Consider the following 25,442-nt stretch of genomic DNA (forward strand, 5'->3'; position numbering starts at 1 on the left):
ATCGAGAGAGGGCGAGGAGGAGCAACGCAGCAGATGGCCTGCCGCCGCAAGCGATGCGACCGAGCCGATGTCTTCACAGGCGCTCAGGAGCGCCGGCGCGCGAGGAGCACGAGCGCGAGCGCGGCGAGCGCGGGCAGGGCCTGGACGAACAGGATCGCCGGCTGCGCGCTGAGGGCGCCGAAGACGCCCGCGACCGCGGCACAGCCGAGGAAGAAGATCTGGGTCGCCCGCCGATCGCCGGCGCGGAGCAGGCCGAAGACCAGCCCCGCCGCCAGGAAGCCGTTGTAGAGGCCCTGGTTCGCCGCGAGCACCCGGGACGCCTCCGCGAACGCGGGGGTCAGCCCGAAGGTCCGCAGGCCGAGCGGCTCCGTCCACAGGAACATCTCGAGGACCAGGAACCCGAGGTGCTGGAGCGCCACGAGCGCGACCCCGAGGTCTGCCCAGCGGCTCATCGGGTCGCCGCCGGGGGTGGTGCGGCGAGCTTCGCCGCCCGGCGGCAGGCCTCCCGCCAGCGGGCACGGTCGAAGGAGCCGGCGGGCTCGACGCGGCGCGCCGGCGGCAGGGCGGCGGCGACGTCGTCCCAGCCCTTCCAGGTGCCGATCGCGAGGCCCGCCAGGAAGGCCGCGCCGAGCGTCGTGGCCTCGGGCTCCGCCGAGACGGCGACGGGGCGGCCCGTCGCGTCCGCGACCGCCTGCACGAAGGTCGGGTTCGCGCTCATCCCGCCGTCGATCCGGAGCGTCGCGATGGCGCGCCCGCCGTCCACCTCCGCCGCTTCGACGAGGTCCGCCGCGCGCTGCGCGATGCCCTCGAGCACGGCGCGGACCACGTGGGCGCGCCGCGTCGTCCGGCTCAGGCCGAGGAGCGCGCCGCGCGCCTCGTAGTCCCAGTACGGCGTGCCGAGCCCGAGGAGCGCGGGGACGAAGACGACGCCCTCCGACGACGCGCACGACGCGGCGACGGAATGACAATCATCGGTGTCGGCGAGGAGGCCGAGCCCGTCGCGCAGCCACTCGACGTTCGACCCGGCCGCGAGGACGAGGCCTTCGAGGAGCCAGGTGAGGGCGCCGCGCACGCGCCAGGCGACGAGCGGCACGCAGCCCTGCGGGCCGGTGAGCTCGAAGCCCGGGCGCTCCGGGCCGAGACACACGTCGAGCATCGCGCCGGTCCCGAAGGTGATCTTCGCCATCCCCGGCGCGACGCAGCCCTGGCCGGCGAGCGAGGCCTGCTGATCGCCGGCGATCCCGGCGATCGGCGGCGCGCCGGGGAGCGCGCGCGCCGGCCCGAGGATCCCCGAGGAGTCGACGATCGCGGGCAGCGCGTGCCGCGGCACGCCCACGGCCCGGAGGAGCTCGCCGTTCCAGTCGCCCGCCGCGGCCGACCCCATCCCGCTCGCGGAGGCATTGCTCGCGTCCGTGACGTGCAGGGCGCCTCCGGAGAGGGTCCACGCGATCCAGGCGTCGACGGTCCCGACGCACACGTCGTCCCGGTCGCGCACGCCGGCGTGCTCGAGCAGCCACGCGGCCTTGGTCGCGGTGCCGTTCGGCGTGACGGGGAGGCCGGCGGCGTGGAGCCGCCTGCAGTGCTCGATCGTCCGCAGGTCCTGCCAGCCGAGCCCGGGGCCCACGGGCGCGCCCGTCGCGCGGCTCCAGGCGACCGCCGACGCGCGCTGGTTCGCGATGCCGACGGCGGCGACGGGGCCCACCGCGGCGATCGTCGCCCGCGCCACCGCGAGCGCCGCCCGGGCGAGCTCGTGCGCGTCGAACTCGACGAGCCCGGGGCCCGGCGAGGACGGCAGCACCTCCCGCCGCTCCTCGTGGACGATGCGCGCGTCCTCGCCGACGGCGGCCGCGCGCACGCCGCTCGTTCCGACGTCGACGACGAGGATCTGCGTCCGGGCAGCCATCCGGGGCCGATCCTACACCCGCCCCGAGGTGCCCGGCCGCTGCGGGTCGCGGGGCCCTCTCCTCCTCGGGGTCCGTTATCGTTCCCCGTCGCGGGTCGCGATCGTCGCGCGGCCCCGCGGCGGCTGGCCGGCCGCCGTCCTCCGTGACGAGGGGAGCAGGAGATGACCGTCGAGCCGAGCCTTGCCGAACGCGTGGAAGGCCTCGTCGCCCGGGGTGTGCTGAGGCTGCCGGTCTCCGTGCTGCGCTGGATCGCCGGGAGCCAGCCGATCTCGATCGACGGGCAGACCCTCGACCTCGAGGTCCAAGTGCTGCTCCGGCTGCTCGCGGTCGCAGGAGGGCGCCCGCTCGACGAGATGACCCCGGCCGAGGGGCGCGAGTCGATCCGTTCGACGACGCGCGCGCTCGCGAGCGAGAAGCTCGAGGTGGCGCAGATCGAGCCGATGAGCGTGAAGGGCCCCGCCGGCGAGATCGGCGCGCGCCTCTACCGGCCCGACCGCGGGCGCGAGCCGCGGCCGCTCGTCGTCTACTACCACGGCGGCGGCTGGGTGGTGGGCGACCTCGACACCCACGACGATCCCTGCCGCTTCCTCGCCGTCTACGCGGGCGTGAACGTGCTCGCGGTCGACTACCGGCTCGCGCCCGAGCATCGCTTCCCGGCGGCGGTCGACGATGCCGTGGCGGCGTTCCGCTTCGCCGCCGAGCAGGCCGGGGATCTCGGCAGCGCGGGGCAGCCGATCGCGGTCGCCGGCGACAGCGCGGGCGGGAACCTCTCGGCCGTCGTGGCGCAGCGCACGGTCCGCGACGGAGGCCCGGCCCCCGCCTTCCAGCTCCTGATCTACCCGGTCACGGACCTCTCGAAGAAGCACGAGAGCTACCGGCTCTTCTCCGAGGGCTTCTTCCTCACCGAGAAGACCATGGACTGGTACCGGGACCACTACCTCCCGGACCCCTCCGCGGCGCGCGATCCGGCGGTCTCCCCGCTGCTCGCCGCCGATCTCTCGGGGCTTCCCCCGGCGCACGTGGTGACGGCCGGCTTCGACCCCCTGCGCGACGAGGGCGAGGCGTACGCGCGGCGCCTCGAGGCCGCCGGCGTCAAGGTCTCGCACCGCCGCTACGCGGGCCTCGTGCACGGCTTCGCGAACGTGACCTCGCTCGGCAAGAGCGCCCCGCGCGCGATGGAGGAGGTCGCGACGGCGCTCCGCGAGGGGCTCGCCGCGCGCTGACCCGGCCTCGCCGCGGCGCGTCCGGCGCGCCTGCGCTTCCGCCCCGGCCCTCGTCGTCGCGCCCTCGTCGTCGGGATGGCGCGAAGCGTTAGGCTCGGGGAGCGGGCGCGCCCGCTCGCGAGGAGGCCGCCATGGAGCACGCGCACGACTACCTGATCGTCGGTGCCGGGATGGCCGGCGAGGCCGCCGCGCAGGCGCTGCGCAGCGCCGACGCGAAGGCCCGCATCGCGCTGCTCGGCGCGGAGCCCCACCCGCCCTACGACCGCCCGCCGCTCAGCAAGAAGCTCTGGAAGGACGGCCAGGAGGCGGAGATCTGGCGGCCGATCGAGACGGTGCGCGCGGACCTCGCGCTCGGCCGCCGCGCCGTCGGGATCGACCGCGCGGCGCACGTGGTGAGCGACGACCGGGGCGACACCTGGCGCTACCGCAAGCTCCTCCTCGCGACCGGCGGCACGCCGCGCAGGCTCCCCTTCGGCGGCGACGCGATCCTCCCCTTCCGCACCGTCGACGACTACCGGCGCCTGCGCGAGCGGGCCCGGCCGGGGGCGCAGGTCGCCGTCATCGGCGGCGGCTTCATCGGGAGCGAGCTTGCCGCGGCGCTTGCGACGAACGGCTGCCGGGTGACGATGCTGTTCCCCGAGGAGGCGATCGGCGCGCGCGTGTACCCGAAGGCGCTCGCCGCGGCGGTCACCGCCTACTACCGGGAACGGGGCGTCGAGGTGCGGAGCGGCGTCACGGCCACCGGCTGCCGGGCCGGCGGCCACGGCGTGGAGCTCGCATGCTCCGACGGCGCCTCCCTGCGCGCCGACGCGGTGGTGGCGGGCCTCGGGATCGTCCCCGACGTCGAGCTCGCGAAGGACGCAGGGCTCGCGGTGGACGACGGCATCGTGGTCGACGCCTGCCTGCGCAGCTCCGACCCCGACATCCACGCGGCCGGCGACGTGGCCTCGTTCCCGGCGCCCGCCCTCGGCCGGCGCATCCGCGTCGAGCACGAGGACGCCGCGAACACGATGGGAGCCCGGGCCGGCCGCTGCATGGCGGGCGCACACGCGCCCTACGAGGAGCTGCCCTTCTTCTACTCCGATCTCTTCGACCTCGGCTACGAGGCCGTGGGTCTCCTCGACGCGCGCCTCGAGACCGTCGAGCAGTGGGTGACGCCCTTCCGCGAGGGCGTCGTCTACTACCTCGAGGCCGGCCGCGTGCGCGGGGTGCTGCTCTGGAACACCTGGGGCCGGGTCGAGGCCGCCCGCCGCCTGATCGCGGCGCCCGGCCCCTTCGACGCCCGCAGCGTGCGCGGGCGGCTGCCCGTGCCCGGCTGAAGGCCCTCAGGTGCGCTTGCGGAACTCGAGCCCCTCGAACTTCCCGGAGCTGCGCCAGCCCTCGATGTAGGAGAAGTAGGCGACCGGCCCGGCCGGGTACCCGCTCGCGTTGAGCCGCTCGCGCCGCCCGATCGGCCCCCCTTCGTTGTTGTAGTAGCCGGGCGTGCAGTCGGGACTGCCGAGGAAGGCCCGGGGGCTGCTCTCGAGCAGCTTCACCCACTCCTCCTCGGCGACCTCCGTGGTCTCGACCTCGTCGGCGCCCGCCGCGAGGGCGTGGCCGATCACGGCGGCGATCGTGCTGCCCGCCTCGGTCAGGTTGTGGGTGATGTTGGAGATCAGGTTCGCGCCCTGCGCGAGGCTCACGACGAAGAGGTTCGGGAAGCCCCGGACGTGGATCCCGTGCAGCGTCCGCATGCCCTCGGCCCAGTGCTGCGAGAGCGTCTCCCCGCCGCGGCCGATCGTCGGGAAGCCCGATCGCCGCGCCGTGTCGGTACCCACCTCGAAGCCGGAGGCGAAGACCAGGCAGTCGAGCGGGTAGTGCCGCCCCGCGACCCAGACGCCCGCCGCGTCGATGCGCTCCACGCCCTTCCCGTCGGTGTCGACCAGGTGCACGTTCGGCCGGTTGTAGGCCTGCAGGTACTCGTCGTGGAAGCAGGGCCGCTTGCAGAGCTGGCGATACCAGGGCTTCAGCGCCTCGGCGGTGGCGCGGTCCTTCACGATCGCGTCCACGCGGGCGCGGATCTCGTCCATCTTCTCGTCGTCACTGTCCTCGTAGGCGCGCTGGATGAGCTCCATCCCGGGCTGCGCTCCCGGTACCCGCAGCGCCTCCAGGACGCGATCGCGGATGCGTTGCGCGATGTCGGTCCAGCCGTCCTTCACCAGGTCCTGGTCGGCGAAGCCCCCCGTCTGGAGCGTCGCGAAGTTGAGCAGCCACTCCTTCTGCCAGCCCGGCGCGAGCGTCGCGAACCACGCGGGGTCGATCTCGTGGTTGTTGCGCACGTCGATGGACGAGGGCGTGCGCTGGAAGACGAAGAGCTCGCGCGCGTCGCGCCCGAGCGGGGGGATGCACTGCACGGCCGTCGCGCCCGTGCCGATGATGCCCACGCGCCGGTCGGCGAGCTTCGTCATCGGGGCACCGGCTGCGTCGCCGCCGGTGTAGGTCCAGTCCCAGCGGCTCGTGTGGAAGGCGTGCCCCGCGAAGCTCTCGATGCCGGGGACGCCCGGCAGCTTCGGCCGGTGCAGGGGCCCCGTGCCCGTGCACACGAAGCGGGCGCGGATCTCGTCGCCGCGGTCGGTGCGGAGGACCCAGCGCGCCGCGGCGTCGTCCCAGGTGAGCGAGGTGACCGCGGTCGAGAAGAGGGCCTTCTCGTAGAGGCCGAAGTGGCGGGCGATGCGCTGGGCGTGCTCGAAGATCTCGGTCGCGAAGGTGTACTTCCGGCTCGGGCGGTGGCCGGTCTCCTCGAGCAGCGGCAGGTAGACCATCGCCGCCGTGTCGCACATCGAGCCCGGGTAGCGGTTCCAGTACCAGGCCCCGCCCACGTCGCCGCCGCCTTCGACGATGCGGAGGTCGTCGATGCCGCGCTCCACGAGGCGCGCGCCGACGCACAGGCCGGAGAAGCCGCCGCCGATCAGGGCGACGGTCACCTCCTCCCGGATCGGCGCACGCTCGACGCGCGGGGTGTAGGGGTCGTCGAGCAGGTAGGCGTAGCGGCCCTTCGGCTCGAGGTACTGGTCGTTGCCGTCGGGCCGCAGGCGCTTGTCGCGCTCCGCCCGGTACTTCGCGCGCAGGGCCTCCCGATCGCTGGGGCTCGACATGTTTCCTCCTCCGCGGGCGCGCGCGCTGGCCCGGGGGAGTATCCTCGGCCCCCGGCCGTGACGCACCCTCCTGCTCCCGCCGCCACCGACGCCCACTGGCTCGGCGTCCTGCCCGGGCCCGCCCGCGCGGCCGCCCCGGTCGCGCGCGGCTCGCGAATGATTCCGATGCGAGACGGCGTCTCGATCGCCATCGATCATCACGTGCCCGGCAACGGCCCCGCGCCGGCGATCCTCCACCAGACCCGCTACCTGCGCTCGCTCGCTCCGCGGGGTCTCCTCGGCCGGCTCCTTCCCGTCGGGACGCTCTTCGACGTGCACCGCGCGATCCGCCGGCGCTTCCTCGCCGCGGGCTACGCCTGGGTCGACGTCGACGTGCGCGGCACGGGTGCCTCGGGCGGGCGCTGGGTCACGCCCTGGCACGCCGGCGAGGTGCGCGACGGCGGCGAGGTCGTCGAGTGGATCGTCCGGCAGCCCTGGTCGAATGGCCGCGTGGGCTCGCTCGGGATCTCCTACGACGGCACCTGCGCGGACCTGCTGCTCATGGCGGGGCATCCCGCGGTGCGCGCCGTGGCGCCCCTGTTCTCGCTCTACGACGCCTTCACCGACGTCGCCTTCCCGGGCGGGATCCAGCTCGCCTGGTTCACCGCCGCGTGGGCCGCGTACAACCGCGCCCTCGACGAGGACGCCTTCCACCGCGCCGCCACCTGGCCGCTCTGGATCGGCCTGTGCTCGGAGCGCGCGGCGCCGCGCCCGGGCCCGCTCGGCTGGCTCGCGGCGGGTGCCGGCCGGCTCCCGGAGGACCGCGTCCGCCGGCTCCTCGCGGGGGTGATCGGAGGGCTCGTCGCCGGCGGCTCGGCGGTGTCGGGTGCCGGCAGCGCTGCCGACCGGGCGCTGCGCGCGCGCAACCTCGACGTGGACCGGATCGGCTCGCAGGTGGTCCATCGCGACGACGCCGGCTTCGATCCCGAGTGGCCTGCGCTCACGATCGACTCCTTCAGCCCGCACCGCTTCGCCGAGGCGCAGCGGCGCTCGGGCGCCGCGGTCTACTCGTACAGCGGCTGGCGCGACGGCGCCTACGCGCGCGCCGCGATCGAACGCTTCCTCACCGTCGGGACGCCCGGCTCGCGGCTCACGCTCGGGCCCTTCACGCACGCCGGCCTCGCGCGCGTCCACGCCTTCGCGCGCAGCGCCCCCTCGCGCTTCGACCACGCGGGGGAGCTGCTCGCCTTCTTCGACGAGCACCTGGCCGGGCGCCCCGCCCGCGGCGACGGGCGAACCGTCCACTACTTCACGACCGGCGCGGAGCGTTGGAACGCGGCGGACACCTGGCCGCCGCCGGGCCACGAGCCCCGGACGCTCTTCCTGTGGCCCGAAGCGCTGCGCTCCGATCCGCCCGCCGCCGAGACCGTCCTCGCGCGCCCCGTCGACCGGACCACGGGCTCGGGCATGCGCTCGCGCTGGCGGGCGCTGCTCGGCCCGTCCGCGGGCGACTACGCCGATCGGCCCTGCGGCGACCCCCGCCTCGTCGCGTTCACGTCGCCGCGCTTCGCCGAGCCCTTCGAGTGCACCGGCCAGCCCGTCCTGGTCCTCCGCGTCTCGTGGGACCGCGGCGACGACGGCCACGTCTTCGCCTACCTCGAGGACGTCGCGCCCGACGGGCGGGGCTGGCTCGTGAGCGAGGGCCAGCTCCGCGCGCTCCACCGCGCGCTCGCCCCCACGCCGCCCGCGGCGTGCGCGACGCCGCCGCGCAGCTTCGAGCGCGCCGCCGCGCGCCCGCTGCGCGCGGGCGAGCTCGCCGAGCTCGTCTTCGACCTCCTGCCCTTCTCGCACCGCTTCGAGGCCGGCCACCGCCTGCGCCTGGCGCTCGCTTCGACCGACCGCGACCACTTCGCCCCGCCGCCGCCGGCTGCGACCGAGCTGCGGCTCCACCTGGGCGGCGCCCGGCCCGCCCGGTTAGATCTGCCGGCGCGCGCAGCCCCGCGCTTCGCCGGCTGACGGCCGCCCGGCGGCGCCCGACGCCAGGGGCTTCGCGGGCTAGCGTCGAGAGCATGCGGCTCGTGCCCCGCCTCACGCTCTACCTCCTGGTGCCGATCGGCCTCGTCTTCGCGCTCGACACCGCGCTCAACCTGCGCGCCGATCTCGCGCTGCTCGACGCCGACACCCGGCGCGACACCGGTCTGCTCGCGCGCGAGCTGGCGATCGCGGTGGGAGAGGTGTGGCAGGAGAGCGGCGAGCAGGCGGCCTCCCGGCTGGCCGAGCGCTGGGACGAGCTCACCGCCGGCGTCGAGGGCCGGCTCGTGTTCCTCGACGCTCCTCCCGGCGCGCCGGACGCCCCGGAGGTCGCGATCGCCGCCTCGCGGTTCGGCGCTTCCGATCGTCCTGTGCAGGTCCGGAGCCTGCGGGGCGGCGAGCCGCGGCTGTTCACCTACATGCGGATCGACGCGCCCGGCGGGCGCCCGGCCGCGCTCGAGGTCTCGGAGCCGCTGCGCTTCGAGGAGACGCACGTGGCGGAGCGCATCCCGCCCAAGCTCGCGACGGCCGCGATCATGGTGCTGCTGTGCGGGATCGTCGCCTGGTGGGTGGGCCAGCGGGTCGTGGGCCGGCCCGTCGAGCAGCTCATCGCGAAGGCCCAGCGCATCGGCGCGGGGGACTTCACGGGACCGCTCCGGATCCCGGGACACGGCGAGCTCGCCGCGCTCGCGGGCGCGCTCGACCGCACCGCCGAGATGCTCGCCGAGTCCGGGCGCCGGCTCGCCGCCGAGTCCGACGCTCGCATCGAAGCGCTCGAGCAGCTCCGGCACGCCGACCGGCTGACCACCGTCGGCAAGCTCGCCGCCGGCATCGCGCACGAGCTCGGGACGCCGCTCAACGTGGTCTCGGGCCGCGCGCAGATGATGGCGACGGGCGAGACCGAGGGCCCCGAGGACGTCCTCCACTCGGCGCGGGTGATCCGCGAGCAGGCCGAGCGGATGGCGCAGATCGTGCGCCAGCTCCTCGACTTCGCGCGTCTCCGCACGGGCGAGCGCAAGGCGACGGAGGTCGGCCGGCTCGCGCGCGACGCGATCGGCCTCCTGTCCTCGTTTGCCGGCAGGCACGGGGTCCGGCTCATCGGCCTTCCCGCGGACGAGCAGCTCACGGTGCGCGCCGACGCCGACCAGATCCAGCAGGCGCTGACGAACCTGATCGTGAACGCGGTGCAGGCCTCGCCTCGCGGCTCCGAGGTCGCGGTACGGGTCTTCGCGCGCAGGTGCGACGCGGCGGACGGCTCGGCCCGCGCCGCCACGCGCTACGCGGCGATCGAGGTCGCCGACGAGGGCACCGGCATCTCCGCGGAGCAGATGCCCACGATCTTCGACCCCTTCTTCACGACCAAGCCGGCCGGCGAGGGAACCGGCCTCGGGCTCTCGGTCGTGCTCGGGATCGTCGAGGAGCACGGCGGGCGGGTCGAGGTGGCCAGCGAGCCGGGGCGCGGGAGCCGCTTCACGCTGCTCCTGCCGGCGGAGGACGCATGAGCCGCCGCGTCCTGATCGTGGACGACGAGCTCGAGATGCGCGACCTCCTGTGCGCCCGCCTCGCGCGGCGCGACTTCGAGGTGGCCGCCTGCGACGGTACGGACGCCGCCATCGCGGCGCTCGGCGCCGGCACCTACGACGCCGTCGTGACCGACCTGCGCATGCGCGGCCCGAGCGGCATCGAGCTGTGCGAGTGGCTGCAAGCGAACCGGCCCGACGTACCGGTGGTGGTGATCACCGGCTTCGGGAACCTCGAAGCGGCGATCGCGGCGATCCGCGCCGGCGCGCACGACTTCCTGCCGAAGCCGCTCGAGGTGGAGGAGCTCGCGTTCCGGCTCGAACGCGCCCTGCGCCACCGGCACCTGCTCGAGGAGGTGAAGCGCCTGCGCGACGCCCGGGGGCCGGACGACGCCGGCGAGCTGATCGGCGAGAGCGCCGTGATGCGGCGGCTCCGGCAGCTCGTGCAGCGCGTCGCGGCGGCGGACGGAGCCGTCCTGGTGCAGGGGGAGACGGGGACCGGCAAGGAGCTCGTCGCGCGTGCGATCCACCGGCTCGGGCCGCGGGCGGCGGCGCCCTTCGTGGCGGTGAACTGCGCCGCCCTGCCGGAGGCGCTGCTCGAGAGCGAGCTCTTCGGCCACGCGAAGGGCGCCTTCACGGACGCCCGCGAGGCCCGCGCCGGCCTGTTCGTACAGGCCCGCGGCGGCACGCTCTTCCTCGACGAGATCGGCGAGCTCTCGCCCGCCCTCCAGCCGAAGCTGCTGCGCGCGCTGCAGGAGCGCCGCGTGCGCCCGGTCGGCGCCTCCGAGGAGATCGCCTTCGACGCGCGGCTGGTCGCCGCCACCAACCGGGACCTCGAGTCGGCCGTCGAGGAGGGGCGCTTCCGGGGCGACCTCTTCTTCCGCCTCGACGTGCTCCCGGTCGAGGTGCCGCCGCTGCGCGCGCGCGGCGGTGACATCCTGCTGCTCGCGCAGCACTTCGCGCGCCGGCTCGCGGAGCGCAGCGGCCGCCCCGTGCTCGGCATCTCGCGGGGCGCCGCCGAGAAGCTCGCCGACTACCACTGGCCGGGCAACGTGCGCGAGCTCGAGAACGCGATCGAGCGCGCCGTCGCGCTTGCGGACCACGACCACGTCCTCGCGGAGGACCTGCCGGAGCGGATCCGCGCGCATCGCCGGAGCGACCTGCTGCTCGCGGGCGACGATCCCGCGACGCTCGTCCCGCTCGAGGTGATCGAGCGCCGCTACGTCGCACGCGTCCTCGAGGCGACCGCGGGCAACAAGACGCTTGCCGCGCGCATCCTCGGCGTCGACCGCAAGACGCTCTACCGCAAGCTCGACCCCGAGCCCGGCGCCTGACCGCCCGTGGAGAAACGCCACGCGGGGCGTTTCTCCACGGTGAGGACGGGCCGCCCGGCGCGGAGGAGGCCGCACAGCGGCACGCGGCGTGCAGTGGCCCTCTGCGCGAAGGGAGGCCACGATGCTCACGAGACGTGACTGGGCGCTTCGCCAGCGCTTGCTCGAGGAGGAACGCAAGCAGCTCGTCCCGGTGGCGGGCGGCGCGACGATCCTGCTCGTCGAGGACGACCACGAGATGCGCGAGATGCTCGCGCGGACGCTGCGCCGCGACGGGTACATCGTGATCGAGGCGGCCGACGGCGACGACGCGCTCGAATGGCTCGGCATCGGCGCACTCGCGGGCGAGCCGGCGCGCCGGCCGGCGCTGCTCGTCTCCGACATCCGCCTGCCGCGGATCTCGGGCTTCGATCTCGTCGAAGGGCTGTCGCTGGCGGGCGAGCGCCTGCCGATCGTCCTGATCACCGGCTTCGGCGACGCCGAGACCCATGCGCGCGCGAGCGAGCTCGGCGCGAGCTGCGTGCTCGACAAGCCCTTCGACCTGACCGAGTTCCGCTACGCGGTCCGTGCCGCCCTGCGCCACCGCACCCGGCCCGCACCCTCCTCGCGCGACGGCGATGCGCTCTGAGAGCAAGCGTCCGGTGACGATCCGCGGTGCGCACCCGGACCGCCTCGGGGCGGGCTACCGGCTCTCGGCGCCCGGCCTCTACCTCTGGGAGGAGCGGCTGGCGGAGGTCCTCGTCGCGGGCGCCGAGCTCGGAGCGCTCCCCGCGCGACACGCCTGGCGCCGGGATCGGCAGCCCGCCCCGGTCCCGGCGCGCCGGGGCGAAGCCCGCTCCGGCCGGTCGCACGCCTGACGGGGACCGGCGCTCGCGCCGGCGCGTGGCGTGCGGGTCCGCCGCTGGAGTAGCGTCGCCCGCGCCCGCCTCCGGAGGCCGCCATGCCCCCCAGCGTCCCGATCCACGGCACCTGCGACGAGCGCTTCGCGCGCGTGCGCGAGGTCTTCACCGCACAGCTCGAGGAGCCTGCCGAGGTCGGCGCGTCGCTGGCGGTCACGCTCGAGGGCCGCACGGTGGTGGACCTCTGGGCGGGCCACGCGGACACCGCACGCACCCGTCCCTGGGGCGCCGACACGCTCGTGAACCTCTTCTCGACCACGAAGGGCATGACGGCGCTCTGTGCGCACCGGCTCGCCGACCAGGGCAAGCTCGACCTCGACGCGCCGGTGGCGCACTACTGGCCGGAGTTCGCGCAGGCCGACAAGGGGACGCTCCCGGTGCGCTGGCTGCTCGATCACAGCGCAGGCCTGGTGGCGGTGGACGCGCCGCTGCAGCCGGCCGCGCTCTTCGAGTGGGACACGATGTGCGCCGCGCTCGCGGCGCAGACACCCTGGTGGGAGCCGGGCACGGCGCACGGCTACCACGCGATGACCTTCGGCTGGCTCGTCGGCGAGGTCGTGCGCCGCGTGAGCGGCCGGAGCGTCGGCGCCTACTTCCGCGACGAGATCGCCGGCCCGCTCGGGGCCGACCTCTTCATCGGCACCCCTGCCACGTACGACGCGCGGATCGCCGAGCTGATCCCGAGCACGCTCGCCCCCGACGGCGGCGGGGAGGACCTGATCGGGAGGATCCTGGCCAGCGCGAAGCCCTACGCGCTGAAGGCGTTCCTGAACCCGCCGATCTCGGCCGACACCTTCAACGGGCGCGCGTGGCGCGGTGCGGAGATTCCGGCTGCGAACGGACACGGCAGCGCGCGCGGGATCGCGCGCGTCTACACCGCACTCGCCAACGGCGGCGCCGCCGGCGGCGTGCGGGTGCTCTCGCCCGGGCAGATCGAGCGCGCGCGCGCGGAGCAGCGCAGCGGGCCGGACCTCGTGATCCCGCTGCTGCCGACCCGCTACGGGCTCGGCTTCCAGCTCGGTACCGAGGCGGAGCCGATCGGCACGGCCCCGGGTGGCTTCGGACACGCGGGCGCGGGCGGGTCGCTCGGCTTCGCCCATCCCGAGGCGCGCGTCGCCTTCGGCTACGCCATGAACCGGATGGAGGCGGGCCTGTTCCTGATCGGCCCGCGTGCGACCGCGCTGATGGAGGCGGTGTTCGCGAGCCTCTGACCGGCGCCAGCCGCCCGGCGGATCCCGGCGTTCGCGCCGGTCGTCGGCGCGCGCGGCGCCCGCCACGCGCAGGGCGTGCGCGCGCCCGGTCCTCGCCGGCCTCCTGGCAGTGGCGCTCGGCCCGGTCCTCGCGCTACGTCCGGGTGGCACCCCGGAGGAGAGGTCGATGTCCGACGAAGACCTGAAGGTGGAGCTCGAGCGGCTGCGCGCCGAGAACGCGGCCCTCAAGAGCCGCGGCCAGCGCAGCGTCTCGCTCAAGGTGAGCGAGAAGGGGGGCGTCTCCGTGTACGGCCTCGGCCGCTTCCCGGTGACGCTCTACAAGGAGCAGTGGGCCAGGCTGCTCGACATGGCCGACGACATCCGCGCCTTCATCCGCGAGAACGAGCCCCGCTTGAAGACGAAGGAGTGACACGGCGCCTGCCCGCGCCTCAGCTCGCGCGGTGCCCGGACTTCTTCCGGCCGTCGCCGGGCCGGCGCAGGATCCGGCCGACGATCCCCTGCTTCGGCTTGCGCATCGCGAGCAGGCGCAGCTCGCGCAGTGCCTCGGTCGAGTCGGGGCGGCGCTCGACCGCTTTCGTGAACATCTTCTCGGCCATCTCGAGGCGCCCCGCCGCCTGGCACAGCCGCCCGAGGAAGAGGTAGGGCTTGTCGCGCTCGGGGGCGAGCTTTGCGCCCCGCCTCACCAGCTCGAAGGCCTTGCGGAAGACCTGCTCGTCGTGGCCGTGGGTCAGGTAGTAGGACCAGCCGTAGAAGGCCAGGTACTCGCCCTCGTCCGGGTAGAGCTCGCAGGCGCGCTCGAAGTGCGCGAGCGCACCGGCCCAGTCGTAGGCGCGCAGGCGCGCCTCGCCGCGCTGGAACTCCTGCTCGGCCGCGAGCGCGCGCTGCGCCTCCTCCTGCGCCTTGGCGTTTCGGGCGTCGCGGATCGGGTCCGCACGGTAGGCGGCGAGATCGCTCGGGTCCGAGAGCGCCTGGTAGGCGCGCGTGATCTCCCGGAAGGCCTCCTCGGCGAGGTCGCGGACGACCTCGCTGGCGGCGGCGAAGCGATCGGGGTGGGCGCGCTTGGCGAGTTCCGTGTAGGCGGTGCGGATCTCGAGCGCCGTGGCATCGGGACGCAGCCCCAGCTTCTCGAAGGGGCTCGGCGATCGCAGCCGTACCAGGAGGGCGGCGAGCGCGGCGCGCTGCTCGTGGTCGGCGGCGTAGTGGGCGTGCTCGGCGGGCTCGCCGGCGGCGGCGGTCCTCGCGGTGGCTGCCGTGGCCGTTGCTCGCGGGGTCGGCCTCGGGGCAGGCGCCTGCGCGGGCGCGGGATCGGCGGCGGGGCTCGCGGCCGCCGCGCGGGCGCCTTGCTGCGCAGCCGGCGGCGCGGCGCCTGCGCCGGCCCTGGGGGGCTGTCCGTGCAGGCGCACCCGAGCGGCGGGCCCGCGGCTGCGGACCGACGCACCGTCGCGCAGCTCGAGGAGGGCGGTCTCGAGCAGCGCGTACGCGCTCCGGCGCACCTCGATCGGCCGCACCAGCAGCGAGCGCAGGGCGATCCCGCGCTCGCCCTCGACCAGCAGCTTCACGTCGGCGTCGTCGAGCTCGATCTCCTGGAACGAATAGAAGGGGTTCGAGCTCGCGAACGCGAAGTGATCGGCGTGCGAGCGCAGCACGGCGTCGATCCGCTCGATCGGGAAGCGCGTTGCGACCCCCACCCGGATCACGTCGGCAGGGCTGCGCCGCACGGCGAGCGTGCTGGCGCGCTCGAGGCGTGCGCCCAGCGTCAGCTCGTAACGGCCGCGGCGCCAGGCGAAGATCTCGAAGAGCTTCTCGTCGGCGTGCTGCTGGAGCGCGTCGGCCAGCTCCTCCTCGGTGAGCGCCTGCATCGCGCGCAGCACCTCGCCCTGGAGGCCCTCGCCGCGGTGCATGCGGCGGATCGACTCCTGGAAGACCGTGCGGTCGATCCGGCCGCTGCGCAGCAGCCACTCCCCGAGCCGCTCGCCCGGCAGGTTGGAGCGCACCGACGCGGCGCGGCCGTCGACCAGCTCGATGTCCTTGCGCCGCGGGCCGTCCTCGAAGCGCAGGACCCCCGATGCCCGCAGTCCGTGCACCTCGTGGAGCAGCGCCGGGAAGGGCAGCGCCTCGAGCGCGCCCCGCAGCGGGGCGGTGCGTACGGCGCGGCCGCGCGGTGCTGCCGCGGGTTCGGCGTTCGCGCGCGGCAGCAGCTTGCCGATCCGGCCCGTCAGGTTGTCGAGCGCCACGGGCTTCATCAGGATCGCGCTCGCACCGAGCTTGCGTGCGCGCTCGACCTGCGGCGCGCTCGGCGCCGCGGCGGTGAGGAAGATCGCCGGCATGCCCGCGCACGCGTCCTGCCGCGCGCGGATCGCGCCGAGCACGGCGAGCCCGTCGCGACCCGGCAGGCCCAGGTCGATCACGACGAGCTGCGGCCGCGACTCGGCGACCACGCGCAGGGCCGCCGCCCCGTCGTGGGCAGCGTGCACCCGGATCCCATCTGCCCCCAGCGCACGCGCCAGGACCTGGCAGAGGTTCCGGTCGGGATCGGCGCACAGGATGGTGGGCGACATCACGGCGGTCCGGGGCACCTGATCGCACGGTCGGGGCCGCAGCTTGAGGGCTTCTGGGGGGTTGCGCCCTCACTGCCGCTGGCCTGCCGGCGGACGGTGCGGGGCTGCGCTGCGAGCGGGCGTGACAGGCGCAGGCGGAGCATGGGAAGATCCCGGCAGTGCAGGAGGTCGAGTCATGGGAATCCTCACGTGGATCCTGATCGGACTGCTGGTGGGCGTGCTCGCCAAGTGGCTGATGCCGGGGGACGACCCCGGCGGCCTCGTCGTCACGATCCTGCTCGGGATCGCCGGGGCCCTCGTGGGCGGCTGGATCGCGCGGCTGATCGGCCTCGGGACCTTCACCGGCTTCGGCATCGGGAGCCTCGTGATCGCGGTGCTCGGGGCGATGCTGCTGCTCTTCGTCCATCGCAAGCTGCGCGCGCGCTAGAGATTCCCGGGCCGGCCGGTTCAGCCCCTTCGCCGGCGTACCGATGAAGGGGCATGGAGCGGCGACCGCGCATCCTCGCGAGCTTCGTGAGGTCCGTGCTCGATGGCGTCGATCGTAGTGATCTGTGCCTGGGCGAGCGCGTGCGCGCCCGCATCGGCGAGGCCACACGGGACGCGCTCGCGGCGGCGGGCCCCATCTCCTTCGTACCGGTCGAGCTCGACGTCGAGGTGACCGAGGCGCTCTTCGCGGAGGCCGGCGAGGCGCGCGGTCGCGAGATCGAGCGCGAGAACCTGCTCCTCACCTTCGATGCGCCGATCCTCTCGTCGTTCATGAACGGCGCCCTGCGCCTGCTCGGCCGCGACCCCGCCCGCCTCTTCGGCTGGAGCGCCAAGGTGTGGGGCCAGCTCTATCGCGACTGCGGGACGATCCGCTTCGTGCCCGAGGGCGAGAGCCGCGGCCGGCTCGAGCTCGACGGGCTCCCGGCCTGCATCGCCGCGAGCCGGCCCTACCTCGCGGGCATGGAAGCCGCCTTCGACGCTGCCTTCACCCTGCTCGACGTCGAGGGCTCGGTGCGGCTGGAGAGCGCCGATTCGCGCGGCCGCGCGAGCTACGAGGTCGCCTGGAAGTAGGGCGCAGGCGTGCGGTGCACGCGGGCGGCTGCCCTCCGAGCTACCGCCCCTCGCGCATCCACCAGAACGGCTTCGCCTCGAGCAGGCGGCTGATCCGCTCCGGCTCCACGCCCTCGCTGAACAGGTAGCCCTGCATCCGGCTGCAGCCGTAGGAGGCCAGGAGCTGCATCTGCTCGATGTTCTCGACCCCCTCGCCGACGGTTGCGAGATTGAGCGCGTGCGCCATCTGCACGATCGTCGAGGTGATCGTGGCATCGGCGGGATCGGTGGCGAGCGCGCGTACGAAGGACTGGTCGATCTTGAGCGTGTCGACCGGAAGCTGCTTCAGGTAGGCGAGGGCCGAGTAGCCGGTGCCGAAGTCGTCGATCGCCATGCGCACGCCCAGGCCCTTCAGCATCGCGAACTGCGCGAGCGTCCGTTCCCCGTCGTGGAGCAGGCTGCGCTCGGTCAGCTCGAGCTCGAGGCAATCCGAGCGCAAGCCGGTGTCGAGCAGGGCCTGGCGCACGGTTGCCACGAACTCGGCGGGCTGGAACTGCTGGGGCGAGACGTTGACCGCGATGCGGAAGCCCGGGTAGCCGAGGGCCTGCCAGCGGGCGGCCTGGGCGCAGGCCTCGCGCAGCACCCACTCGCCGATCGGCACGATCAGCTGGGTGTTCTCGGCGATCGAGAGGAATTCGCCCGGCAGCACGAGGCCGAGCTCCGGGTGGCGCCAGCGCAGCAGCGCCTCGGCGCCGACCACGCGCCCGCGCCCGACGTCCACCACCGGCTGGTAGTGCAGGACCAGCTCGCCGCCCTCGAGCGCCTCGCGCAGGCGGCTCTCGCGCGAGATACGCTCGGCGCCCTCGGAGCTGCGCGTGCCCTCCTGCCAGCACGACACCCGGTCCCGGCCCTCCGCCTTGGCCTGGTACATCGCGGAGTCGGCGCGCTTCAGCAGCTCCTCGGCGCTGCCGGCGTCGCGCGGAAACGTGGCGACCCCGATGCTCGCCGACGTCTCGTACTGCTGGCCGCTCTTGACCGCCAGCGGCTCGCGCAGGAGCGCGCGCACCTTCTCGGCGATCCGCAGGGCGTCCTCCTCCTCGCCGAGGTTCGTGACCAGGATCGCGAACTCGTCGCCGCCCAGGCGCGCACCGGTGTCGCTCTTGCGCAAGCAGCTCCCGATGCGCTGCGCCGAAAGGCGTAGCAGCGCATCACCGGCCAGGTGGCCGAGCGTGTCGTTGATGCGCTTGAAGTCGTCGAGGTCCACGAACAGCACCGCCAGCCGCTGGCGGTTGCGCCGGGCCGCGGCCACCGCCTGCTCGAGCCGGTCCTGGAACAGCGCGCGGTTCGCGAAGCCGGTGAGCTGATCGTAGGTAGCGAGCTGGCGGGCGCGTTCGCGGGCGATGTTGAGCTCGACGAACATGCGCTGGTTGCGCATCGCGTGGTGCAGGCTCCAGACGAGCAGGCCCGGCGTGACGGCAGACTTCACCATGTAGCCGCGCGCGCCTACCTCGACGGCGCGCAGCGCCAGCGCCTCGTCGTCGGAGTCCACCGCCACCACCACCGGCACCAGCGGCGCCCGCACGCGTGCCTGGCTGACCGCCGCCATCTCGCGCGCGTCGCCGGGGCCGACGTCCATCAGGAGGACGTCGACCTCGTTGCGCTCGAGCACCTCGAGGGCCTGCGACAGCGTGTGGGCGTGCGCGAAGCGGAAGGGCGGGTCGGCCGCGCTCGACTCGAGCAGCACCCGGATCAGCTCGGCGTCCGCGTCCCGCCCGCTGACCAGCAGGATCCGGTGGGCCGACGGCTCGCCGGCGCGCGCCTCTTCGACAGCACCCATGGTTCGGGGGGACTCCTCGGTCGCTGGCTGCCGGCACCGTGCGCGCAGGCCCGGCTTCCTATCGGCTCCGGGGGCGGTGCGCCTGAACCGGATCCCCGGGCGGATCCGCTCGGAAGAGGGGTGTGTCCCCCCCGCCAGGCCGGACGGCTGCCGGGCCTCCCTCGGCGGGCGGATCCGTCGCGGGTGGAGTTCGACTACGATCCTGTCTCCGGCGACCCGCATGCGTCGTTCGATCCCGGTCTTCGCGGTCCGGGTCTCCGGCACGGCACTGCGAGAGGGGCGCAGGTCGAGATGCCCGAGCCCGTGAGCGCGCTGCCCACCAGAGGGCGCCGGAGGCTGCCGGCCTGGACGCCCCGCCAGGAGCGGGTCGCCAACGTCGTGATCCGCCTCCTGTCCACGGTCAACGTCTGGGTCTACCGCGCGAGCGGCGGGCGCATCGGCGGCCGCTTCCGGCACGGCGCGCCGGTGCTGCTGCTCACCACGCGCGGGCGCCGGAGCGGCGCACCGCGCGTGGCACCGCTGCTCTACCTCGCCGACGGCGAGCGGGTGGTGCTCGTCGCGTCGAAGGGCGGGATGGCGAACTCGCCGCTCTGGTACGGGAACCTCGTGGCGCACCCCGAGTGCGAGGTCGAGATCGGCGCGGCGCGACGAGCGATGCGCGCGCGCACCGCCGATGCTGCGGAGAAGGCCGCCCTGTGGCCGCGGCTCGTCGCGATGTACCGCGACTACGACGACTACCAGGAACGCACCGAGCGCGACATCCCGGTCGTGGTCCTGGAGCCGCGTCGACGGTCACCCGTAGCGCGTGCCCGGGTGCAGGAGATTCACGAAGAACAGGAAGATCGGCGGGAAGATCCCGTCGAAGAGCCGCCAGGCCACCAGGATCCCGATCCAGCCGAGCATCGGCTGGCTCCAGAGGAGCTGCTGGTAGCGGAGTGCCGCGCGCTCCGGGAGCACGAGCGGTACGGCGCCGCTGCCGTCGAGCGGCGGCAGCGGGAGCAGGTTCAGCGCGCCGAGCACCAGGTTCATCGAGAAGAACACGCCGAGCAGGAAGGCGAGCGCCGGCCAGATCCCGTGGGCAGCGGCCTCGGCGACGTGCCCGAAGCGCACCGACGCCGGCGCGCCGAAGACGCCCGCCTCGATCCCGATCCGGAGCGCCGTCATCGCGAGCACCACGAGGAGCAGGTTCGCGCCGGGCCCGGCGAGCGACATCCAGGCGGCGCGGCGCGGATGGCGCGCGGCCCAGTGCGGGTCGTAGGGCGCGCTCGCGAAGCCGAAGGGCCAGCCCGTCATCGCGACCGAGAGCAGGGGCAGCACCACCATGCCGAAGGGCTCGCGCCGGATGTGCGGGCGCGGATCGAGCGAGACCTGCCCGCCGGCGTAGGCCGTGAGGTCGCCGCCGCGCATCGCGGCCCAGGCATGGGCCGCCTCGTGCAGCGTCGTCGAGAGCAGGAACACCACGTAGAAGACGATCGCGTCGACGGGATCCGGCATCGTCGCTAGCCCTGCGTCCCCTGCAGCCACCAGGAGGCGGTGACGCCCCAGATCGCGTTGTAGAGCAGCACGAAGGCGGGGGTGAGCAGGCCCAGCTCGAGGCCCGCCACGCCCTGGCCCGCCCAGGCCGGGAAGACCACGAAGAGCTGGAACAGGGTCGGTGCGAGCGAGACCAGGAGCCCGCGCGGGAGCAGCGCGGCCTGGATCGGCAGCGCGAAGAGCAGCCCCCAGAGCCCTCCCCACACGAGGCGCGGATACAGCCAGCCCGCCGACCAGTCGGGCGCGAGCGCCACTCCGAGCGCACGCGGCACGCCGAGCTCGCCGAGGAGCCAGACCGCAACGCTGTTGGCGAGCGCGCCGACCACGCCGGCGGCGAAGAACAGGCTCAGCGAGCGGGCGGCCGACACGCGCGCATCCTAGCCCGGATTCCAAGGCCGTTGCTGCGGCGCCCGCTCAAGCCTCCCCCCCGGCGGGTCGAAAGGCCCTCCGATCGGACGGAGGGCGCCATGGAGCAACGTCGCAGCCCGCGCTTCCGCACCCGCTTCGACGCGCTGATCGCCGCCGACTCGCTGCAGGGGGCCGGCGAGCTCGCCGAGATCTCCTACGCCGGTGCGCGTCTCGACGACGCGAGCACGCGCCCGCCGATCGGAGCGCGCGTCACGCTCTACGTCTTCGTCGCGCCGGTGTCGCCCTTCGAGCTCTCCGGCCAGGTCGCACGCCACACCGAGTCCGGCTTCGCCGTCAGCTACGACCTCTTCGACCCCGAGATCCGCCGCCTCGTCGACGACGTCGCGGCGCTGGTGCCGAGCCGTCGCGCCGGTTAGGAAGGCCGGCCCTCCGCACCGAGCGCCTCGAGCCTCCGGTCGCGTGCCAGCAGGAAGAGCGGGTAGGCCACGGCGAACGCGACCAGGAAGGTCAGCGCCAGGTAGGGCCACCAGCGGCGCATTCCGAGCCGCCGCGCTTCGACCCGGGACCAGACCAGGAACGCCACGAGGGCGACCAGCAGATCCGTCGCGAGCGACGACGCGGCCGGGTTCGCAAAGCCACCGGCCAGGAACGCGAGGACGTCGAAGCCGCCGGCTTCGCGGGCGAAGCGCAGGTTGAAGACCAGCGTTCCGAGGAAGCCGGCGACGGCGAGCGCCGCGTAGAGCCATTGCCGGGGGGAGCGCGGCACGGCGGTGCCTCCGTCCTTCGACTCCGTCAGTCGAGATGGGGGAAGTGCGGGTTCCAGGCCACCTCCCAGAGGAACCCGTCGGGATCGGCGAAGTAGCCCGAGTAGCCGCCCCAGTCCGCGCGCCGCGCGGGCTTCACGATCCGCCCGCCGCGCTCGGCGATCGCGCCCAGGAGGCGGTCGACCTCCTCGGGCGAGGCGACGTTGTGGGCGAGCGTGAAGCCCCGGAAGCCGGACCCTGCCGCCGGCACCGTCGCGTCCTCGGCGAGCGCCTCGCGTGGGTAGAGCGAGAGCCACGTCCGGCCGAGCTCGAAGAACGCAATCGAGGGCGGCGAGGGAAGCTTCGGAAGATCGAGCACCTCCTCGTAGAAGCGCGTCGCTCGGGCCAGGTCCTCGACGCCCAGGGTCACGAGACTGAGGCGAGGCTGCATGGAGCGATCTCCTTGCAATCGGGGAACTCCCGTCTCCTTGTCGCACATCTGCTTCTCCGCCTTCAAGGGCCGGCTGCGTGGCGCCCTTCCTGGCGCCGGTCCCGAGCACCTCGCGCGCGATGTGCAGGTAGTCGTCCGGTGTCGTGCGACGGCTGAACTTCGCCAGGGAATTCGGTAGGCTGGCCGCGTTTCGATCACCAGAACGACGGCTCGGATGCAGGGACCGGAATGCATCCACGGGTCGTAGATCGGGGGATGGCGTGGAGAGCCTGGCGAGGTTCCTGGAAGTCGGGATCGTGGTCGTGGTGGTCACCGGCGCGGTGGTGTGGGCGATCGTCGGGGCGATCAAGAGCCGCAACGGCTAGGGAGCACCGGATCCGCGACACCGCGATCCGGACCCGCAGGCGCCTGCCCGTACGCGCCCGGACGCGCCGAGGACTCGGGGCCCGGGGGAGCGCGGGTCGAGAGCAGCTCGAGCCGGCGCCGGCCCTCGCGGGCGTGATCCACGAGATCCTGCCGTGACGGGGCGCGCGCTCGCGCTGGTGGTGGCGGCGATCGTCGTACCCGGCGCCTGGGGCTGGGCCGTGGCGATCGTGCTCCCCCGCCTGTGGCCGCGCCGCCCGCCCCGCCGCCCGCCGCACCCGCCGCTGCCCGACTACGAGATCTGAGTGGGCCCCGAGAGCCTCGACGCCTCGGGCTTCCTGCTGCTCACCGCGCTCGGCTTCGCGGTGGGCGCGCTCGGCACGCTCGTGGGCGCGGGCGGCGGGTTCCTGCTGGTGCCGGCGCTGATCCTGCTGCGGCCCGACGCCTCGCCCGCGGCGCTGGCGAGCACCTCGCTCGCCGTGGTCTTCTTCAACGCGTACAGCGGCACCCTGGCCTACATCCGGATGGGTCGGGTCGACTACTACGCCGCGGTGCTCTTCGCGCTCGCCGGCGTCCCCGGCGCCGTACTCGGCGTGCTGCTCGTGCACGAGGTTCCCCGCGGCGCCTTCGAGGCGCTCTTCGGCGTCCTGCTGCTGGGCGCGGGGGCCGAGATCCTGCGCCGGCCGCTTGGCGCCGAGCGCCGCCGCGCCGTCGAGGGCGCGGCCCCCGACCTGCGCGCCGATCCGCACGTCGCACGGCTCGGTGCGATCGGGAGCGCCTACGTGGCCGCGGTCGCGAGCCTCCTCGGCCTGGGCGGCGGCATCGTGCACGTCCCGTTCCTGGTCCGCGTGCTCGGCTATCCCGCCCACGTCGCCACCGCCACCTCCCACTTCGTGCTCGCGTGCACGGCGCTGCTCGCGACCGGCGTGCACCTCGCGACCGGCAGCCTCAGCGGTCGCCTCGACGACACCCTCTCGCTCGCCGTCGGCGTCATGATGGGCGCCCCGGTCGGTGCCGCAGCCTCGTCGCGCCTCGGCGGCGCGGCGATCGTGCGTGCGCTCGGCGCCGCGCTGTGCCTCGTGGGAGTGAGGCTGCTACTGCGGTTGTGGTGACGCTCTGCAGGCCGGCAGCGGACCGGCGAGTACGGTCGCCCAGCCGACGTCGAGAGCCTGCTCCTCGAGTACGCCTTGCCGTGTCGACTCTGCTCCTGCTAGTCGTGTCGGATGGGCCTACACGCGCGAGGGGCCCGATGGAGGTGTTCCCATGCAGCGCGAGACCCGGCGAGCCTTCCTCGGTCTGGTCGCATGCAGCCTCGGCATGGGCGCGACGAGCGCGCTCGCAGCCTCCCCGCACCCGGGCGGTGGCTCGAGCGAGGGCTTTGCCGTCGATGCCGACACCAAGGAGCGATGCGCCACGTGTCAGTTCTGGGGTGGCAGGCGCCGTGTCACGGTGGATGGCAAGACCGTGCTCGCCGAGAGCCTCGGCGTGTGCAACAACCCCGCGAGCCACAACCACCAGAAGGTGACGACGCCCGAGACGGGGCCGATGCCCCGCTCGAAGAAGTGGGAGGCCCTGACCGTCGCCCGCTAGCGGAGCGTGAGGAGCCCACTCGTGCCGACCGATCGCCAGCGCACCGGACCGCGGCCGCTCGCCGAGCTCGCTGCAGGACTCGGCCTCGCGCCCGCGGAGTGGCGGCCGTTCGGCTGGGATGCGGCGAAGGTCGATCCGGCGCTCCTGGGCGGGCCGCGCCGGCGGCCGGGCGCGGGGCGCCTGGTGCTGGTCTCGGCGATCACGCCGACACCCGCCGGCGAGGGCAAGACGACGACCAGCATCGGCCTCGCGAACGGCCTGGCGCGGCTCGGCGAGTCGGTGTGCCTGGCGCTCCGCGAGCCCTCGCTCGGCCCCGTCTTCGGCATGAAGGGTGGGGGCACGGGTGGCGGGTGCAGCCAGCTCGTGCCGAGCGAGCGCATCAATCTCCACTTCACGGGCGACTTCCACGCGATCACGGCGGCGCACAACCTGCTCGCCGCGCTGCTCGACAACCACGTGTACTGGGGCAACGCCCTGCGCATCGATCCGCGCCGCGTGCTGTGGCGGCGCGTCGTCGACTGCAACGACCGCGCGCTGCGCAACGTGATCGTGGGCCTCGGCGGCGCGACCCAGGGCGTTCCCCGCGAGACCGGCTACGACATCACGGCGGCATCGGAAGTGATGGCGGCGCTGTGCCTGGCGGAGGGCGAGGCCGACCTGCGCGCGCGGCTCGAGCGCCTGCTCGTGGCCTTCACCTACGACGGCGAGCCGGTGACGGCCGCGAAGCTCGGAGCAGCCGGATCGATGCTGGTGCTCCTCCACGATGCCCTCTGGCCGAATCTCGTCCAGACGCAGGAGGGTGTGCCGGCGCTCGTACACGGCGGTCCGTTCGCGAACATCGCCCACGGCTGCAACTCGGTGGTGGCGACACGCCTGGCGCTGCAGCTCGCCGACTGGGCCGTCACCGAGGCCGGCTTCGGCTTCGACCTCGGCGCCGAGAAGTTCTTCGACATCAAGTGCCGATCCGCCGGTCTCGACACCGCCGCGGTCGTGCTGGTGGCGACCGTGCGCGCGCTCAAGCTCCATGGCGGGGTGGCGCTGCGCGATCTCTCGACGAGCGACGCGGCGGCCGTCCGGCGCGGGCTGCCGAACCTCGACAAGCACGTCGAGAACATCCGCCACTTCGGCGAGCAGCCGATCGTGGCCTTGAACCGCTTCGGCGGCGATGCCGACGAGGAGGTCGCGGTCGTCGCCGAGCGCTGCGAGCGGCTCGGCGTCCCCTTCGCGGCCACCGACCACTTCGTGCGTGGCGGGGAGGGCGCCGAGGCGCTGGCGCGCGTCGTGCGCGAGCACGCCGCCGCACACGGAACGCCCTTCGAGCCTCTCTACCGGCTCGAGGAGCCGCTCCCGGACAACGTGCTGGCCGTCGCACGCAAGATGTATGGGGCGAACGGGGTGGTCTTCACGCGCGAGGCGGAGCGCGACCTGCGCGAGATCCGCCGGCTCGGCTACGAGTCCCTGCCCGTGTGCGTCGCCAAGACCCAGGCCTCGCTCTCCGACGACCCCGCCCGGCGCGGCCGCCCCGCGGACTTCGACGTCACCGTGCGCGCGATCCAGATCAACGCGGGCGCCGGCTTCCTGGTCGTGCTGACCGGCGACATCCTGCGGATGCCGGGCCTGCCGCGCCGGCCCCTCGCAGAGGCGATCGACCTGCGCGATGGCTCGATCGTCGGGGTGCACTAGCGGCGGGTCTGCCGCCACCTACCGTTCCCCGCCGGCGCGACGATCGTG

Annotated in this window: 25 protein-coding genes and 1 pseudogene; 17 read left to right on the forward strand and 9 right to left on the reverse strand. The window is 74.3% G+C overall.

Annotated features, from left to right (window positions below; translation table 11 throughout):
- Window positions 1-83: 83 nt before the first annotated feature.
- Together OZ948_04265 and OZ948_04270 are read right to left on the reverse strand one after the other, a co-directional pair.
- Entirely contained in the window at window positions 84-452 is a 369-nt protein-coding gene (locus OZ948_04265; GenBank protein MEB2343932.1) for a DUF1304 domain-containing protein, read from the reverse strand.
- The gene (locus OZ948_04270) at window positions 449-1,903 is read right to left on the reverse strand and encodes an FGGY-family carbohydrate kinase (GenBank protein ID MEB2343933.1); all 1,455 of its coding nucleotides are present in this window, start codon (window positions 1,901-1,903) and stop codon (window positions 449-451) included. The genes OZ948_04265 and OZ948_04270 overlap by 4 nt, the downstream gene beginning before the upstream one ends.
- A 162-nt stretch (window positions 1,904-2,065) precedes the next feature.
- On the opposite strand from OZ948_04270, the gene OZ948_04275 reads away from it, so the two are divergent.
- Both OZ948_04275 and OZ948_04280 read left to right on the forward strand, forming a co-directional pair.
- Window positions 2,066-3,127 (forward strand): alpha/beta hydrolase, encoded by a 1,062-nt coding sequence (locus OZ948_04275; protein MEB2343934.1) that lies wholly within the window; start codon window positions 2,066-2,068, stop codon window positions 3,125-3,127.
- A gap of 131 nt (window positions 3,128-3,258) precedes the next feature.
- Window positions 3,259-4,446: an FAD-dependent oxidoreductase gene (locus OZ948_04280; GenBank protein ID MEB2343935.1), complete on the forward strand. Its 1,188-nt coding sequence runs from the start codon at window positions 3,259-3,261 to the stop codon at window positions 4,444-4,446.
- A gap of 6 nt (window positions 4,447-4,452) precedes the next feature.
- On the opposite strand, the gene OZ948_04285 is transcribed toward OZ948_04280, so the two are convergent.
- A complete protein-coding gene (locus tag OZ948_04285; GenBank protein MEB2343936.1) occupies window positions 4,453-6,261 on the reverse strand; it encodes an NAD(P)/FAD-dependent oxidoreductase in 1,809 nt (602 codons plus the stop codon).
- A gap of 165 nt (window positions 6,262-6,426) precedes the next feature.
- Between OZ948_04285 and OZ948_04290 the strand changes: the two genes are divergently transcribed.
- The 7 genes from OZ948_04290 to OZ948_04320 all read left to right on the forward strand — a co-directional run bounded on the left by OZ948_04290 (window position 6,427) and on the right by OZ948_04320 (window position 13,641).
- Window positions 6,427-8,256, forward strand: coding sequence for a CocE/NonD family hydrolase (locus OZ948_04290; GenBank protein ID MEB2343937.1), 1,830 nt, complete (start codon window positions 6,427-6,429; stop codon window positions 8,254-8,256).
- 62 nt (window positions 8,257-8,318) lie between these two features.
- Window positions 8,319-9,773 carry an ATP-binding protein gene (locus OZ948_04295; GenBank protein MEB2343938.1) on the forward strand — a complete coding sequence of 485 codons (1,455 nt, stop codon included), beginning with the start codon at window positions 8,319-8,321 and terminating at the stop codon, window positions 9,771-9,773.
- Window positions 9,770-11,125 (forward strand): sigma-54 dependent transcriptional regulator, encoded by a 1,356-nt coding sequence (locus tag OZ948_04300; GenBank protein ID MEB2343939.1) that lies wholly within the window; start codon window positions 9,770-9,772, stop codon window positions 11,123-11,125. Before OZ948_04295 ends, OZ948_04300 begins: the two co-directional genes overlap by 4 nt.
- Window positions 11,126-11,246: 121 nt before the next feature.
- A complete protein-coding gene (locus OZ948_04305) occupies window positions 11,247-11,750 on the forward strand; it encodes a response regulator (GenBank protein ID MEB2343940.1) in 504 nt (167 codons plus the stop codon).
- Between the two features lie 13 nt (window positions 11,751-11,763).
- Window positions 11,764-11,979, forward strand: coding sequence for a hypothetical protein (locus OZ948_04310; GenBank protein ID MEB2343941.1), 216 nt, complete (start codon window positions 11,764-11,766; stop codon window positions 11,977-11,979).
- Window positions 11,980-12,062: 83 nt separating this feature from the next.
- Complete coding sequence (locus OZ948_04315) at window positions 12,063-13,232, forward strand: serine hydrolase (GenBank protein ID MEB2343942.1); 1,170 nt, start codon at window positions 12,063-12,065, stop codon at window positions 13,230-13,232.
- Between the two features lie 166 nt (window positions 13,233-13,398).
- Window positions 13,399-13,641, forward strand: coding sequence for a hypothetical protein (locus tag OZ948_04320; GenBank protein ID MEB2343943.1), 243 nt, complete (start codon window positions 13,399-13,401; stop codon window positions 13,639-13,641).
- 19 nt (window positions 13,642-13,660) lie between these two features.
- On the opposite strand, the gene OZ948_04325 is transcribed toward OZ948_04320, so the two are convergent.
- Window positions 13,661-15,808: a response regulator gene (locus OZ948_04325; protein ID MEB2343944.1), complete on the reverse strand. Its 2,148-nt coding sequence runs from the start codon at window positions 15,806-15,808 to the stop codon at window positions 13,661-13,663.
- Between the two features lie 157 nt (window positions 15,809-15,965).
- Here OZ948_04325 and OZ948_04330 point away from each other — a divergent pair, with 157 nt between their 5' ends.
- Window positions 15,966-16,217, forward strand: coding sequence for a GlsB/YeaQ/YmgE family stress response membrane protein (locus OZ948_04330; GenBank protein MEB2343945.1), 252 nt, complete (start codon window positions 15,966-15,968; stop codon window positions 16,215-16,217).
- A gap of 53 nt (window positions 16,218-16,270) precedes the next feature.
- Entirely contained in the window at window positions 16,271-16,846 is a 576-nt protein-coding gene (locus OZ948_04335; protein MEB2343946.1) for a hypothetical protein, read from the forward strand.
- A gap of 40 nt (window positions 16,847-16,886) precedes the next feature.
- Here the strand turns inward: OZ948_04335 and OZ948_04340 are convergent, their stop codons facing one another.
- Window positions 16,887-18,662: an EAL domain-containing protein gene (locus OZ948_04340; protein MEB2343947.1), complete on the reverse strand. Its 1,776-nt coding sequence runs from the start codon at window positions 18,660-18,662 to the stop codon at window positions 16,887-16,889.
- A gap of 336 nt (window positions 18,663-18,998) precedes the next feature.
- Here OZ948_04340 and OZ948_04345 point away from each other — a divergent pair.
- A pseudogene (locus tag OZ948_04345) lies at window positions 18,999-19,445 on the forward strand (nitroreductase family deazaflavin-dependent oxidoreductase).
- Window positions 19,446-19,454: 9 nt separating this feature from the next.
- Here the strand turns inward: OZ948_04345 and OZ948_04350 are convergent.
- Window positions 19,455-20,156 carry a hypothetical protein gene (locus OZ948_04350; protein ID MEB2343948.1) on the reverse strand — a complete coding sequence of 234 codons (702 nt, stop codon included), beginning with the start codon at window positions 20,154-20,156 and terminating at the stop codon, window positions 19,455-19,457.
- 5 nt (window positions 20,157-20,161) lie between these two features.
- A complete protein-coding gene (locus OZ948_04355) occupies window positions 20,162-20,563 on the reverse strand; it encodes a hypothetical protein (GenBank protein ID MEB2343949.1) in 402 nt (133 codons plus the stop codon).
- A 99-nt stretch (window positions 20,564-20,662) separates the two neighbouring features.
- Between OZ948_04355 and OZ948_04360 the strand changes: the two genes are divergently transcribed.
- The gene (locus OZ948_04360) at window positions 20,663-20,980 is read left to right on the forward strand and encodes a PilZ domain-containing protein (protein ID MEB2343950.1); all 318 of its coding nucleotides are present in this window, start codon (window positions 20,663-20,665) and stop codon (window positions 20,978-20,980) included.
- On the opposite strand, the gene OZ948_04365 is transcribed toward OZ948_04360, so the two are convergent.
- Window positions 20,977-21,330, reverse strand: coding sequence for a DUF2834 domain-containing protein (locus tag OZ948_04365; GenBank protein MEB2343951.1), 354 nt, complete (start codon window positions 21,328-21,330; stop codon window positions 20,977-20,979). The genes OZ948_04360 and OZ948_04365 overlap by 4 nt on opposite strands.
- Before the next feature lie 26 nt (window positions 21,331-21,356).
- Window positions 21,357-21,758: a VOC family protein gene (locus tag OZ948_04370; GenBank protein ID MEB2343952.1), complete on the reverse strand. Its 402-nt coding sequence runs from the start codon at window positions 21,756-21,758 to the stop codon at window positions 21,357-21,359.
- A gap of 518 nt (window positions 21,759-22,276) precedes the next feature.
- Here OZ948_04370 and OZ948_04375 point away from each other — a divergent pair.
- The 4 genes from OZ948_04375 (at window position 22,277) to OZ948_04390 (ending at window position 25,394) form a co-directional block, all read left to right on the forward strand.
- Complete coding sequence (locus tag OZ948_04375) at window positions 22,277-22,426, forward strand: hypothetical protein (protein ID MEB2343953.1); 150 nt, start codon at window positions 22,277-22,279, stop codon at window positions 22,424-22,426.
- The gene (locus OZ948_04380) at window positions 22,427-23,233 is read left to right on the forward strand and encodes a sulfite exporter TauE/SafE family protein (protein MEB2343954.1); all 807 of its coding nucleotides are present in this window, start codon (window positions 22,427-22,429) and stop codon (window positions 23,231-23,233) included.
- A gap of 151 nt (window positions 23,234-23,384) precedes the next feature.
- Window positions 23,385-23,711, forward strand: a complete 327-nt coding sequence (locus tag OZ948_04385; protein ID MEB2343955.1) for a hypothetical protein — start codon at window positions 23,385-23,387, stop codon at window positions 23,709-23,711.
- A 21-nt stretch (window positions 23,712-23,732) separates the two neighbouring features.
- A complete protein-coding gene (locus OZ948_04390) occupies window positions 23,733-25,394 on the forward strand; it encodes a formate--tetrahydrofolate ligase (protein MEB2343956.1) in 1,662 nt (553 codons plus the stop codon).
- The last annotated feature ends 48 nt before the right edge of the window (window positions 25,395-25,442 follow it).

The organism is Deltaproteobacteria bacterium (assembly GCA_035063765.1).
GTDB lineage: Bacteria > Myxococcota_A > UBA9160 > UBA9160 > PR03 > CAADGG01.

What these genes read in the sequence shown, in the direction of transcription:
- OZ948_04265 (MEB2343932.1), bottom strand. Translation starts at nt 452, where the DNA reads ATGAGCCGCTGGGCAGACCTCGGGGTCGCGCTCGTGGCGCTCCAGCAC.
- OZ948_04270 (MEB2343933.1), bottom strand. Translation starts at nt 1,903, where the DNA reads ATGGCTGCCCGGACGCAGATCCTCGTCGTCGACGTCGGAACGAGCGGC.
- OZ948_04275 (MEB2343934.1), top strand. Translation starts at nt 2,066, where the DNA reads ATGACCGTCGAGCCGAGCCTTGCCGAACGCGTGGAAGGCCTCGTCGCC.
- OZ948_04280 (MEB2343935.1), top strand. Translation starts at nt 3,259, where the DNA reads ATGGAGCACGCGCACGACTACCTGATCGTCGGTGCCGGGATGGCCGGC.
- OZ948_04285 (MEB2343936.1), bottom strand. Translation starts at nt 6,261, where the DNA reads ATGTCGAGCCCCAGCGATCGGGAGGCCCTGCGCGCGAAGTACCGGGCG.
- OZ948_04290 (MEB2343937.1), top strand. Translation starts at nt 6,427, where the DNA reads ATGCGAGACGGCGTCTCGATCGCCATCGATCATCACGTGCCCGGCAAC.
- OZ948_04300 (MEB2343939.1), top strand. Translation starts at nt 9,770, where the DNA reads ATGAGCCGCCGCGTCCTGATCGTGGACGACGAGCTCGAGATGCGCGAC.
- OZ948_04305 (MEB2343940.1), top strand. Translation starts at nt 11,247, where the DNA reads ATGCTCACGAGACGTGACTGGGCGCTTCGCCAGCGCTTGCTCGAGGAG.
- OZ948_04315 (MEB2343942.1), top strand. Translation starts at nt 12,063, where the DNA reads ATGCCCCCCAGCGTCCCGATCCACGGCACCTGCGACGAGCGCTTCGCG.
- OZ948_04320 (MEB2343943.1), top strand. Translation starts at nt 13,399, where the DNA reads ATGTCCGACGAAGACCTGAAGGTGGAGCTCGAGCGGCTGCGCGCCGAG.
- OZ948_04330 (MEB2343945.1), top strand. Translation starts at nt 15,966, where the DNA reads ATGGGAATCCTCACGTGGATCCTGATCGGACTGCTGGTGGGCGTGCTC.
- OZ948_04335 (MEB2343946.1), top strand. Translation starts at nt 16,271, where the DNA reads ATGGAGCGGCGACCGCGCATCCTCGCGAGCTTCGTGAGGTCCGTGCTC.
- OZ948_04340 (MEB2343947.1), bottom strand. Translation starts at nt 18,662, where the DNA reads ATGGGTGCTGTCGAAGAGGCGCGCGCCGGCGAGCCGTCGGCCCACCGG.
- OZ948_04350 (MEB2343948.1), bottom strand. Translation starts at nt 20,156, where the DNA reads ATGCCGGATCCCGTCGACGCGATCGTCTTCTACGTGGTGTTCCTGCTC.
- OZ948_04360 (MEB2343950.1), top strand. Translation starts at nt 20,663, where the DNA reads ATGGAGCAACGTCGCAGCCCGCGCTTCCGCACCCGCTTCGACGCGCTG.
- OZ948_04370 (MEB2343952.1), bottom strand. Translation starts at nt 21,758, where the DNA reads ATGCAGCCTCGCCTCAGTCTCGTGACCCTGGGCGTCGAGGACCTGGCC.
- OZ948_04385 (MEB2343955.1), top strand. Translation starts at nt 23,385, where the DNA reads ATGCAGCGCGAGACCCGGCGAGCCTTCCTCGGTCTGGTCGCATGCAGC.